Origin of the sequence: Bacillus sp. FJAT-27445, from assembly GCF_001510665.1 — a bacterium.
Taxonomy (GTDB): domain Bacteria; phylum Bacillota; class Bacilli; order Bacillales; family Cytobacillaceae; genus Bacillus_D.
Map to the genome: position 1 here is coordinate 569,286 of NZ_LMTI01000001.1, position 10,966 is coordinate 580,251.

Below are 10,966 nucleotides of genomic sequence, written 5' to 3' on the forward strand. Positions count from 1 at the left end.
TGTACGTAATAGCCTTCCTTAATATGGGAAGGCTATTTTTTATGCAGAATAAATGGTTGATCTATCTCCAAATTCAGCCTATGCCAGCGGTTATAACCTATGATAAACTTTATTTATTAGAATTTTCAGAATAGGGTGAAGGGAAAGATGGGTTCAAGAATTATGCATTCCATTATCGGCCATAAGATTGCTGAGATTTTATCAATAGGAGATAAAACATCATTTTTGCTTGGTAGCATCGCAGCAGATGCTGTTTTTTCATTCGAAGATAAAAATGCATCCCATTTCTTTGTTGGTGATGTACAGGATTTTTCGAGAAGGGTTGATTATAGTGGGTTTTTACACAAATACAGGACGCACGTAGAAGGTAAAAATGAATACATATTGGGCTATTATACACATTTAATTGCGGATGACATATGGTTACGAGGCTTTTATCTGTCCTGGTTAAAGAACAGGATGGATGCAGATGAAGGTTTATTCAAGTTATATCACAATGACTTCCGGCTGCTGAATGGCAAACTGCTGGAACACTTTGGTTGTAAGGATGAGCTGAAAAGAACGTTCAATCATTTTCCTGCAATTTTGGACCTGGAAGAGGTTAACGCTAGGGACGTAGAAAAATTCGTGCCTTATGTATTGGGCGATATGGAGTATGGTCACGACTTCCTAAATGAAAATCTGAAAGTTTTTACGATGGATCAGATTGTTGGTTATATTGAAACATCCGTTGAGCTCGGGGTACAGAAATTAAAAGAGATCCTTGTATAATTTTTCCAAAAAAGTGGCTTGATAGATACAAGGGAGCTCGATCAGTTAATCGGGCTCCCTTTTTTTTTCAAAAGTTAACCGGATATGTGCCGGAGGAAATACGTAAAAGCCATAGTGATTAGGGCGATTACTACAGCGGAGCCTAAGTAAATCATCACTCCTATACCCTGGCTGATTCCATCCGTTTCTGTCAGGAACCACCAAATGCTTCCTGTTCCCAGGATCATTATATTGATAATTATTGCTTTAAATGCCGCTTTTACCGGGTGTTTGTTGTTCTTTAACTCTTTTCGGCTAATTAGAAGAGAGGCTGATAAAGAAATCATAATAAGACCAAAGAAAAGAAATAATTTCATAGTCCACCACCTATTTATTTTTCAAATTAAATCGAGAAATCTTACTATTCTTTAAAATAAAAACGGCTACAACAAACCATAGTAAGAAAAAAGTCGCCACATAAGGGTAAGAGGAATATTGGAAGCCGTATACGGTTCTTTTAAAAATAGAGGGGGTGCTGTCGTATCCATTTGCATGACTCCCGATGATCCCGGACAAAAACGTAAAAAAAGCAAAACCAATTGTGCTTATGATCAGCTGGATGAATAGAAGCCACTTTGGCATTTAAATTATCACCTCTTTCGGAACGGGAATTTAGTGTAATTTTACACTAAGTGGGTGTATTTGTAAATCGTAGGGAAGCCGTATTTTTCATACCGGCAAATCCCAGTGGTAAACTAAAAGAAGGAATTTTTTAATAAAGGAAGGGGAAGTCCATGAATCCTTGGAACGAGCGGTTTAAAGCCAATAACTATGCCTATGGAACAGAACCAAATGAGTTTCTCGCCGAGATGCAAAGGAAGCTGAAGTTGGAGGGTGAAGCACTTGCGATTGCGGAAGGCGAGGGTAGGAATGCCGTTTTCCTGGCCGAGCAAGGAATGAAGGTGACTACATGGGATTATGCGGAATTCGGGCTTGAGAAAACAAAAAAGCTTGCCAGGTCGAGAGGTGTAGAGGTCGAAACCCAGCTAGTTGATTTAAATGAGGCAAAATGGGATAAAGACAAATGGGATGAGATTGTTTGTGTATTTGGGCACTTTCCCGCTGACTTGCGCGCGAAGACCTTGGAAGGAGTAAAGGAAGCGGTAAAGCCAGGCGGATTCTATGTAACGGAAGTATATTCGGTCAACCAGATTCCGTATAAGAGCGGCGGTCCAAAAGAGGTTGGATTTCTATATCAGCCCGAGGAGTTTTTAAAAACGTTCCGCGACTGGCGGTTTGTCCACTTTTTCATGGGCGAAGTAATGCGGCACGAGGGAGAGCTTCATAACGGGCTGTCGCATGTCATCCAATTTGCCGGGCAAAAACCGCAGGCATAGTGATTGTTGTAATGTAAGGGAGGGATTCCATGGGGGACGAAAATGCGAAAATCGTTGAACAGAACAAGACAGTCGATTCAAAATATATCCAGCAGCACCTCGCGAATGAGCGGACGTTTCTCGCCTGGATCCGGACCGCCATTGCGATTATTGGGGTTGGTTTCCTAGTTACAAACCTGCATTTTAATATGCGGTCCAGCCTCACCCCAATAGGTGATTTCATGGCTAATTTAATCGGAATTTCTTCCGTTTCGCTAGGAATTTTAGTGATTATCATGTCAATGGCTGGATATTTACGAAAGGTTCGATCAATCAATGAGCAAACATTCAGGACACCACGGCTATCAATCATTCTTCTCGGTGTCCTGGTGGTAGTCATTACGGCGTTTTTCGGTGTTTATTTTGTCATGGTCAATATGTAGCGCTAAAAATGCTCGTCCGGTCGAACTGGGACTATCTGATCCGTCTCCAGCGGTTCCTGTTTCTGCTTGTCCTCGCTGATTTCACGAACCAATACCCAGGTATGTTTGAGGAATTGCTGGAAATCGCCGAGCAGCAGCCAAGCCGCCTCCGTCACTTCGGGATTTTCCTTAAGCGCCCGCAGCTCGGTTTGGACACGGTCAACCGCTTCACCGGGGTTTTCCAGCTGCCGCTCAATCGCCGGCCAGGATGAAAGTAGGAATATCATCGATAAAATAAGCGTAATGAAACGAAACATTTTCGTCAGCCTCCATATTTTTATTAAAACCTATACTATTGACTATTTTGTATGGGACGTTTGAGGAAATCGGTCTATAGGAATTCTCTAAAGACCGATTCGCTTTGATGAGCGTACCTAACTGGTCAATAGAACCTCGCTAAAGACGGGTTTGCCTTGGAGAGCGTACCTAGCTGGTCTTTAGAACCTCGCTAAAGACCGGTTCGCCTCGGAAAGCATCCCCCACTAGTCTTTAGAACCTCGCTAAAGACCGGTTCGCCTCGTAATACCTACCCGCACAGTCTTTATTCTGCTTTTCAAAATCCCTAAATCACAAACCATTGCATTTCATAAAATTTATTCCATTTGTCTGTACAGTTTTTTCCATATCCGGCTCGTTCTATAAGCAGGAAAGCCGTTAAATTCATGTTTTCATAAGAATTGAAAAAATTTTCAAAAGAGATATCCTTCCGGGTACTCAAGAATCGTTCTTTTTATAAAAAATGCTCACATTTACCCCATGTCATGCCGCATTTTCTCGTACCTATATCGATATTGGCATGAATTATTAACATTAGAAGAAAATGATGGATATTTTTTTCTAAATATTAAATGTTGGTGAAAATAATTTACACAATCTTAAAAAGTGTGATATGATTTTTTTGTAAACGCTATCTTGATAAAAAACTAGGTGGGGATAGAAAATGACAGTCGAAAAATTCAAGGGTATAATTCCTGCTTTTTACGCGTGTTATGACGAAGCTGGCGAAGTTTCGGAAGCGCGTACAAAAGCGCTTTGCAGCTATCTATATGAGAAAGGCGTCCAAGGCCTTTACGTTGGGGGCAGCTCGGGGGAATGCATTTACCAAAACCTCGAGGAGAGGAAGGCGACATTAAAATACGTCGCGGAAAGCATGAAAGGGAAGCTCACCTTAATTGCCCATGTTGGCGCCCCGTCTACAAGGGAGAGCGTGGAACTGGCGAAATTTGCGGAGGAATTGGGATACGATGCTTTGTCGGCTATCCCGCCAATCTATTTCAAGCTTCCTGAAAGCGCTATCTCCAACTATTGGACAAGCATCATGGACGCGACCGGGCTGCCGTTCATCATTTACAACATCCCGCAAACAACGGGATACAATCTATCGCTCAACTTGTTTACCAAATTAATCGAGAACAAAAAGGTAATCGGCGTTAAGAACTCGTCAATGCCTGCGCTTGATATCGAACGGTTCAAAGCAGCAGGCGGTGATGGCTTCATCGTATTCAACGGACCGGATGAGCAATATGTTTCTGGACGGGTGATTGGCGCTGACGCCGGAATTGGCGGAACGTATGCCGCGATGCCGGAACTGTATCTGAAAGCGGAACAATTCGTTTCAACAGGAAATTTTGCACAAGCTAGAAGCATCCAAAAAGACATCAACGACATCATCATCGCTCTCTGTTCCTTGAATGGAAACATGTATTCCGCCATTAAGGAAGTACTGAAGCTGCGCGGAGTAAATGTTGGTAGCGTGCGCGGGCCGCTTGAGCCGGTTACCGGCGAGGACCTCGAAAACAAGATTCCCGCCATCCGTGACATGATCGATGTAGCAATTGAGAAATACGCAGAGTAATAGATTGCTGGAAAGCTACTTTCAAAGAAAATTTTTTACAAAGGGAGCTTCAGGCCAAAACGGTCTGTCTTCATAAAACAAAAAGCAACTATCAGGGGGAATAGGATATGTTAAAAAAACGATTTGTCGCATTAACGTCCGCCGCTGTTCTTGGCCTCGGCCTTCTTGCTGGATGTACTAGCGGAACAGAAAAGGATGCCGCAAGCGGCGATTCAAAGAAGCCTGTAGAAATTTCTGTTTGGCTCACTCCGCAGTGGAAGGGAGTCATGGATGCGAATGAGGAAGGTGCTGATTTCGACAGCTTCTTCAAACACGCAGCCGAAAAATTCTCCGAGCAGTACAAGGATCGCAAGGTAAAAGTAAATGTTGAAGTCGTTGCCGGCGACCAGCGTGATGAACTGCTGAACGTCAACCTGAACGGCGGCACGCCACCGGATATCTTCTTTGAAAATACATTCGCGATGGGCGATTATGCCCACAGGGGTGCCCTTGTTCCGCTGAATGACATTGTGGACGAAGACGCGAAAAAAGACATTGATCAAAACTTCTGGGACACCGTGACTTTCGGAAAGGATATTTACTTCTATCCGTTCTCCCACATGCCTGGAACACTTGTGTATAATGCTGACATGTTCAAGGCTGCAGGGCTTGAACAGTATATCGGTGGCCAGGATGAAATCAAAACTTGGACACTTGAAGAATATGAAACAATCTTGAATGCACTGAAAAATGACCTTCCAAAGGACAAGTATTCAAACGCATTTCCAATGGGCCTCTACGCACTTAACAACCAAGGGGATACATGGAACCTGGCATACATGAGGATGTTCGGCAACAAGTTCTTTAACGACGATGCAACTATTGTCCTAAATGATAAAAAAGGCGAAAAAGCGGCAGCATGGCTGAAGAAAATTTATGATGCCAAACTGACAAACCCAGGCGCGGAATCCGTATCATCAAACGATGTTAACGCGATGTTCCAAAACCAGCAGCTTGGAGTCAGCTTCACAAATTCGGTCCTGTATAAAAACGCTCTGGCGGATATGAACAGCGGAAAGGCGCCGAAGTTTGACGCAAGGCTTGCAAACATTCCATCCGAAAGCGGCGACCCGTTGACTTTCACGTATGTATCTGGTGCAAGCGTCTTCAATACTGGTGACGAAGAGAAAATCAAGATCAGCAAGGATTTTGTCAAATTTTTCTCCACTGATCCCGAGCTTGTAAAAGCATCGAAAAACGGCGTTCCAGTAAGGACTTCCGTAGTTGAAGAATTCAAATCCGAAAATCCATTGTTTGAAGCATATGACAAAAACGCGCAATACATGTTCAACTTTACAGGCAGCGTACCAGGATACGGCGAATTGAGGCAGGTACTGTACCCAGAGCTTCAAGCCCTTTACACTGGCGAAAAAACTCCTGCTCAAGTTGTGAAAGACTACCAGAAAAATGGTAACGCTGTCCTTGAAAGCACCAAAGCGAATTCGGTCATCTTCAACAAATAATATTGCAACGAAATGATAGATAGCAGCGGGCCCCAAAAGGGCCTGCGGCTATAGAAAGGTAAGGGAGGTCCAATGAAAAACAACGCATCTTTGAAGGAAAATTTAACGGGCTATCTTTTTATCGCGCCGCAGCTTTTATTGTTCCTCGTCTTTATCGTCTATCCGATTTTTGAAGGAATCAGGTTGAGCCTTTATCGAATCAACTACCAGCAGGAAACATTCATCGGTTTTGAAAATTATACAAGGCTTTTCGCAAATCCCGTATTCATGAAATCGACAATTAACACGGTTATTTTCGTTGTTTGCATCGTTGCATTGACCGTGATTTTCGCCCTTTTCGTTTCTGCTTCAATTTTTGATAAAAATGCAAAATACGTGTCTTTTATACGAGGCAGTTATTATATACCAGTAATGGTTTCTATGGTAGTCATGAGTATGGTCTGGGGTTTCCTATTGAACCCGGCCAACGGTTTGATCCCTTATGCGGCAAGGCAGCTCGAAATCGTATCGGTCAACTTCCTTGGCGATAAAGACCTTGTCCTGCCGGTTATCATTTTCATAACGTTCGCCACAAACGTCGGCCAGGCGATCATTCTCTACGTTGCGTCAATGATTGGCGTGCCGAAGGATGTGTTCGAGGCAGCCGAGGTTGATGGCGCAAGCAGGCTGCATATTATTTTTAAAATATTGATCCCAATGGTCAAGCCGACAACGATTTACATTATCATCATGAACATAATAGCCGTTCTGAAAATATTCGTTGTCATCCAGCTATTGACTGGCGGCGGGCCGAACAACGCCTCGACCACATTAATGTATTTCCTTTATAATAATGCGTTTAAATACAACCAGCTTGGCATTGCTTCCGCTGTCGGAGTGATCATGTTCCTGATCACGCTTGTCCTCTCGTTTCCACAGCTGCGCGCAATGTTCAAGAAAGACTAGGGGGTGGCCGGACATGTTTGGAGCAAAGACCTCGAATAAGAAAAAGAAGGAAAAGGTCGATATTATTTTCAATATTTTGATCATTTTCTTCGCAATCCTGAACCTGTTCCCGCTGTACTGGCTGTTTACAAGCTCTTTGAAAAACAGCTCGGACGTAGTAAAAATGCCGCCCGACTGGTGGCCGAAAACCTTTACGTTCAGCAACTATGTCGATGTTTTTAACAACCAGCCGGCATTCCGCTGGGCATTCAACAGCATCACTGTTTCACTTGTATCGACTGTTGCTTTGATAGCGGTCAGCTGCCTTGCAGCCTACGCTTTTTCAAAATTAAGGTTCAAGGGACGCAATGTCATTTTCATCATCTTTATCTCAAGCTTGATGGTTCCGAAAGAAGTTATGATTGTTCCATTGTTCAGGATTATCCAGGACTTTGGCATGGTGAATACGCTGAGCGGAATGATCTGGCCAAACGTGGCGACTGCTTTTGGCGTGTTTATGCTAAAAGGATTTTTTGACACGATTCCGGATTCATTAAGGGAATCGGCTAAAATCGACGGAGCCAGCGAATTCACTGTCTTCTTTAAAATCATGCTGCCAATGGTCAAGCCGGGTATCGGGGCTTTATTCATCCTGAACTTTGTCCAGGTTTGGAACGACTATTTGTGGCAGCTCGTTGTCGGCCAAAGCGAGAATTCAAAGACATTGATGGTCGGTATTGCAACGTTGATGCAAGAGCTTAACCCGAATTTTGCCTACAAAATGGCTGGCGCCACAGTCGCAGCTGTTCCGATGCTGATTATCTTTATTTTCTTCCAGCGCTACTTCACGGCAGGTATTTCGATTGGCGCGGTAAAGGAATAAAGCAATGTGGAATGGAACCTCACTGGCGGAACCTATGGGCCGTTCGTGCAGGTTCCAATTAGAAGGTTATTATAACGGGTTTATATAACCGTCAATTTTTAACATGGAGTTGTTTATATGAGCAGCAAAGACACTACATTTGAACGAATCCACCGAAAGCTGATTGTATCCTGCCAGGCATTGCCGGATGAACCGCTCCACAGCCCATTCATTATGGGAAGGATGGCTTATGCAGCCATGCTTGGCGGGGCAAAGGGAATCCGGGCGAATGGGGTGGAGGACATCCGTGAAATCAAGCAAACGGTTGACCTGCCCATCATCGGGATCATTAAGAAGGTTTATGAAGGTTCCGACGTTTTCATCACACCGACAATGCAGGAAATCGAGCTCCTTCATAGTGAAGGAGTCGATATCATCGCCCTTGATGCCACGAAACGTGTGAGGCCGGACGGAACGACGATTAGTGAAATTTTCCCGAAAATCCGGGAAACGTATAAGGAGCAGTTGTTCATGGCCGACTGCTCGACCTATGAAGAAGCGGAAGAGGCCTATCGTCTTGGGTTTGACTGCATCGGCACGACGCTGAGCGGCTATACCTCCTATACGAAGGGAAAAGAACTTCCTGACATTGAGTTACTCGGAAGGCTTGTGAAGGATTTTGATATCCCGGTCATCGCAGAAGGCGGAATCTGGACTCCGGAACAACTGGAGCGAATCTTTAATCTAGGCGTCCATACAGCCGTTGTCGGCACGGCGATAACAAGGCCAATGGAAATCACAAAGCGCTTTGTTGATGTGATCAAATAGAGGTTTTGAAAAAAGAATTTTTTACAGTCCGGCTTTTTTAAAAAGAGGGTTATCTTCATGAATGGATGGTATTTTAAAAGTAGGACGGATTTCTTAAAAGAGGTTGAACACTATGAAAATACTTGCGGTGGATATAGGCGGTACTTCAACAAAGGTTGGGCTGTGCAATGAGGACGGCAGGATTGAATCCTTTAAGGAATACAGCACCGAATGGCCCCGCACTGGGATGAAGCCATCGGAAAAATTGGTTGAAATTTTTGTGGAATATAGTGGATTTGACGCAATCGGCATCAGTACGGCTGGCCAGGTCGACAGTGCCACGGGAAAAATTATTTATGCTAACGAAAACATACCCGGTTATACGGGTACGAGGCTGAAGGATATTTTTGAGGAGCGGTTTGGGGTACCGGTAAAAGTTGAGAACGATGTGAACGCCGCGGCGCTTGGTGAAAAGCATTTTGGCGCTGGCAGGACGTTCAATGATTTTCTTTGCCTGACCTACGGGACCGGTATTGGCGGAGCGATAATCCTCGGCGGCGAGTTGCACAGGGGCCACACCGGGAGCGCGGCTGAATTCGGTCATATCATCACACATCCACTTGGACGTCCATGCAATTGCGGCGGGCTTGGCTGCTATGAGCAATATGCATCGACAACAGCCCTCGTCCGAAAAGCGAAAGAAATTGACAATCTCTATAATAATGGGAGAATAGTTTTTGAGAAGTTTTTCCAGGGAGAGGCAGCCGTGGAAAAGGCTGTCAATGATTGGGTCTTTGAAATTGCGATCGGCCTCGTTTCGCTCATCCATTCCTTCAACCCGCCGGCAATCGTATTGGGCGGTGGAATCATGGAGCAGGAAGTGCTTGTACACATGGTTTCGAAAAAAGTGAAAGAGCTGATCATGGAAAGCTTCTCCGATGTCAAAATCCTTAAGGCCGAGCTCGGCAATAAAGCTGGCGTGCTTGGAGCAGCTTCACTTCATCTCAATAGCGTTTGATAGGAGGAGCCCGAAATGGCCGGCCAAGATATTTTTACACTTATACATTCACGCTATCATTCTTTTACGAACACAGAGAAAAAAGTCGCGGATTATATCCTGGAACATACGAAGGATGTCATCTACATGTCGATTACCGATCTGGCTGATGAATGCAATGTCGGTGAGTCCAGCGTTTTCCGTTTCTGCAAAACTATGAACCTGAAAGGCTATCAGGAGTTCAAGATCATGATGGCGCACAGTATTTCACCGGATGACGAGTCCCCTCAGCTGTCGAGCAGGATTACGATGGAAGATACAATCGAAGAGCTGTCCTCTAAAATTCTGTCGGCGAATGTGAACGCGATGACGGAAACATACAATTTGATTTCGAAACAGGATATTTCAGATGCGGTCGACAGTATAATGAAGGCGGACAGGGTGCATTTTTTCGGCGTCGGATCGTCGCTCATGACTGCGCTCGAGGCGAAGAACAAGTTCATGCGGATCACGAATAAGGCGGAATGCACAATTGATTCCCACCTTCAAATCATGTCCGCCGCGTTGATGACGGAGAGAGATGTCGCGGTGTTGATTTCCTATTCGGGCTCGACGAAGGACACGATCGAAGTGGCAAAAGTGGTTAAGGAACGCGGAGCGAAAATCATCGCAATCACCCGCTTCGCCAAGTCTCCGTTAACGACTTATTCGGATATCACCCTGTTGTGCGGCGCAAACGAAGGTCCGCTGCAAGGCGGAAGCCTCACCGCAAAAATCGCGCAGCTCTATCTGCTGGATTTACTCTATTTCGAATTTTTTAAACGGACGAACAAAGAGTCCGTGGTTAATAAAGAACTCACCGCCAAGGCGGTTATTGAGAAGATGCTCTAGAACTCAACGCTTCATTGGATTGGTCTCGGTACATTGCCGGGACTTTTTTATATGGTTATCTTCAAAATCTACGGGTTCAAAGATAGGGTACTAGTGGATAAAAACGGGTTTGGAGTCGCTTAAAGTCTGGTACTGTGACAACCTGATGCGGCGCATGGTTTCGATTCTTGACAACCACTAACTAAAATCTGGCTTGGTTGTCATAATTAGCCATGATATCTGACAAGCAAGAGCCAAAATCCAGCTTGCTTGTCATAAAAAGCTATTATTTCTGACAAGCAAGAACTAAAATCCAGCCTGGTTGTCAGAAAAGCCATGATTTCTGACAAGCAAGAGCCAAAATCCGGCTTGGTTGTCTTAAAAAGCTATCATTTCTGACAAGCAAGAGCTAAAATCCAGTTTGTTTGTCAGAAAAAGCCCAGATATCTGACAAACAAGAACCAAAATCCAGTTTGCTTGTCATAATTAGCCATGATATCTGACAAGCAAGAGCCAAAATCCAGCTTGCTTGTCATAAAAA

Annotated in this window: 12 protein-coding genes; 10 read left to right on the plus strand and 2 right to left on the minus strand. The window is 44.4% G+C overall.

Translation table 11 applies throughout. From position 1 onward, the window contains the following. The first annotated feature begins 147 nt into the window (after window positions 1–147). Window positions 148–771, plus strand: coding sequence for a zinc dependent phospholipase C family protein (locus AR337_RS02830; RefSeq protein ID WP_059170486.1), 624 nt, complete (start codon window positions 148–150; stop codon window positions 769–771). Window positions 772–845: 74 nt separating this feature from the next. Here the strand turns inward: AR337_RS02830 and AR337_RS02835 are convergent, their stop codons facing one another. Next, complete coding sequence (locus tag AR337_RS02835; RefSeq protein ID WP_059170487.1) at window positions 846–1,127, minus strand: hypothetical protein; 282 nt, start codon at window positions 1,125–1,127, stop codon at window positions 846–848. A 417-nt stretch (window positions 1,128–1,544) separates the two neighbouring features. On the opposite strand from AR337_RS02835, the gene AR337_RS02840 reads away from it, so the two are divergent. Together AR337_RS02840 and AR337_RS02845 are read left to right on the plus strand one after the other, a co-directional pair. Continuing rightward, on the plus strand, window positions 1,545–2,147 hold the full coding sequence (locus tag AR337_RS02840) for a cyclopropane-fatty-acyl-phospholipid synthase family protein (RefSeq protein ID WP_059170488.1): 603 nt from the start codon (window positions 1,545–1,547) through the stop codon (window positions 2,145–2,147). A gap of 29 nt (window positions 2,148–2,176) precedes the next feature. Further along, window positions 2,177–2,569: a YidH family protein gene (locus tag AR337_RS02845; RefSeq protein ID WP_059170489.1), complete on the plus strand. Its 393-nt coding sequence runs from the start codon at window positions 2,177–2,179 to the stop codon at window positions 2,567–2,569. A 2-nt stretch (window positions 2,570–2,571) separates the two neighbouring features. Here AR337_RS02845 and AR337_RS02850 read toward each other — a convergent pair whose 3' ends face one another. Next, entirely contained in the window at window positions 2,572–2,865 is a 294-nt protein-coding gene (locus AR337_RS02850; RefSeq protein ID WP_059170490.1) for a hypothetical protein, read from the minus strand. A 683-nt stretch (window positions 2,866–3,548) separates the two neighbouring features. Here AR337_RS02850 and AR337_RS02855 point away from each other — a divergent pair. The 7 genes from AR337_RS02855 to AR337_RS02885 all read left to right on the plus strand — a co-directional run bounded on the left by AR337_RS02855 (window position 3,549) and on the right by AR337_RS02885 (window position 10,446). After that, the gene (locus AR337_RS02855) at window positions 3,549–4,463 is read left to right on the plus strand and encodes a dihydrodipicolinate synthase family protein (protein ID WP_059170491.1); all 915 of its coding nucleotides are present in this window, start codon (window positions 3,549–3,551) and stop codon (window positions 4,461–4,463) included. Between the two features lie 107 nt (window positions 4,464–4,570). Then, window positions 4,571–5,965 carry an ABC transporter substrate-binding protein gene (locus AR337_RS02860; RefSeq protein ID WP_059170492.1) on the plus strand — a complete coding sequence of 465 codons (1,395 nt, stop codon included), beginning with the start codon at window positions 4,571–4,573 and terminating at the stop codon, window positions 5,963–5,965. A gap of 72 nt (window positions 5,966–6,037) precedes the next feature. Beyond that, entirely contained in the window at window positions 6,038–6,910 is an 873-nt protein-coding gene (locus tag AR337_RS02865) for a carbohydrate ABC transporter permease (RefSeq protein ID WP_059170493.1), read from the plus strand. A 13-nt stretch (window positions 6,911–6,923) separates the two neighbouring features. After that, window positions 6,924–7,772: a carbohydrate ABC transporter permease gene (locus AR337_RS02870; RefSeq protein WP_059170494.1), complete on the plus strand. Its 849-nt coding sequence runs from the start codon at window positions 6,924–6,926 to the stop codon at window positions 7,770–7,772. 117 nt (window positions 7,773–7,889) lie between these two features. Then, the gene (locus tag AR337_RS02875; protein WP_059170495.1) at window positions 7,890–8,579 is read left to right on the plus strand and encodes an N-acetylmannosamine-6-phosphate 2-epimerase; all 690 of its coding nucleotides are present in this window, start codon (window positions 7,890–7,892) and stop codon (window positions 8,577–8,579) included. Between the two features lie 112 nt (window positions 8,580–8,691). Continuing rightward, window positions 8,692–9,576, plus strand: coding sequence for an ROK family protein (locus AR337_RS02880; protein WP_059170496.1), 885 nt, complete (start codon window positions 8,692–8,694; stop codon window positions 9,574–9,576). A gap of 15 nt (window positions 9,577–9,591) precedes the next feature. Further along, window positions 9,592–10,446, plus strand: a complete 855-nt coding sequence (locus tag AR337_RS02885; protein WP_059170497.1) for a MurR/RpiR family transcriptional regulator — start codon at window positions 9,592–9,594, stop codon at window positions 10,444–10,446. Window positions 10,447–10,966 lie beyond the last annotated feature (520 nt).

Bases quoted from the DNA above. Each gene is read 5' to 3' on its own strand.
- AR337_RS02830 (WP_059170486.1), top strand. From the start codon at position 148: ATGGGTTCAAGAATTATGCATTCCATTATCGGCCATAAGATTGCTGAG.
- AR337_RS02835 (WP_059170487.1), bottom strand. From the start codon at position 1,127: ATGAAATTATTTCTTTTCTTTGGTCTTATTATGATTTCTTTATCAGCC.
- AR337_RS02840 (WP_059170488.1), top strand. From the start codon at position 1,545: ATGAATCCTTGGAACGAGCGGTTTAAAGCCAATAACTATGCCTATGGA.
- AR337_RS02845 (WP_059170489.1), top strand. From the start codon at position 2,177: ATGGGGGACGAAAATGCGAAAATCGTTGAACAGAACAAGACAGTCGAT.
- AR337_RS02850 (WP_059170490.1), bottom strand. From the start codon at position 2,865: ATGTTTCGTTTCATTACGCTTATTTTATCGATGATATTCCTACTTTCA.
- AR337_RS02855 (WP_059170491.1), top strand. From the start codon at position 3,549: ATGACAGTCGAAAAATTCAAGGGTATAATTCCTGCTTTTTACGCGTGT.
- AR337_RS02860 (WP_059170492.1), top strand. From the start codon at position 4,571: ATGTTAAAAAAACGATTTGTCGCATTAACGTCCGCCGCTGTTCTTGGC.
- AR337_RS02865 (WP_059170493.1), top strand. From the start codon at position 6,038: ATGAAAAACAACGCATCTTTGAAGGAAAATTTAACGGGCTATCTTTTT.
- AR337_RS02870 (WP_059170494.1), top strand. From the start codon at position 6,924: ATGTTTGGAGCAAAGACCTCGAATAAGAAAAAGAAGGAAAAGGTCGAT.
- AR337_RS02875 (WP_059170495.1), top strand. From the start codon at position 7,890: ATGAGCAGCAAAGACACTACATTTGAACGAATCCACCGAAAGCTGATT.
- AR337_RS02880 (WP_059170496.1), top strand. From the start codon at position 8,692: ATGAAAATACTTGCGGTGGATATAGGCGGTACTTCAACAAAGGTTGGG.
- AR337_RS02885 (WP_059170497.1), top strand. From the start codon at position 9,592: ATGGCCGGCCAAGATATTTTTACACTTATACATTCACGCTATCATTCT.